Source organism: Tritonibacter sp. SIMBA_163, from assembly GCF_046535935.1.
In the GTDB taxonomy this organism is placed as follows: Bacteria; Pseudomonadota; Alphaproteobacteria; order Rhodobacterales; family Rhodobacteraceae; genus Epibacterium; species Epibacterium scottomollicae.
This window is the reverse complement of record NZ_JAWJBP010001549.1, coordinates 1-229: the sequence shown is the minus strand read 5'-3', so window position 1 is coordinate 229 and position 229 is coordinate 1. Positions and strand designations below refer to the sequence as shown.

General features: G+C 66.4%; 1 protein-coding gene. It reads right to left on the bottom strand.

Annotated features, from left to right (window positions below; translation table 11 throughout):
- Nucleotides 1–135: Lrp/AsnC family transcriptional regulator (locus R0J92_RS27475; protein WP_411054008.1), on the bottom strand; the 135-nt coding region annotated here is incomplete at its 3' end.
- Nucleotides 136–229 lie beyond the last annotated feature (94 nt).

Below are 229 nucleotides of genomic sequence, written 5' to 3'. Positions count from 1 at the left end.
GCCACGGTCCTCCAGCCGGGTGATCCGCTCATGCACGGTGGTCCGCGCCCCGCCGCGCTTTGCCGCGAGCTTGGTCGTGGATTCGCGTGCGTTGTGCTGTAGTGCCGCGATGATCCGGCGGTCCAGATCGTCCATGGTGCCTCCGATGTGGTCTGCTGAAAACTTCTGCACACCCTGCGCCCGGGACGCAAGCGCTTTGTGCACGCAAGGTGATACCACCGCCCGCGCA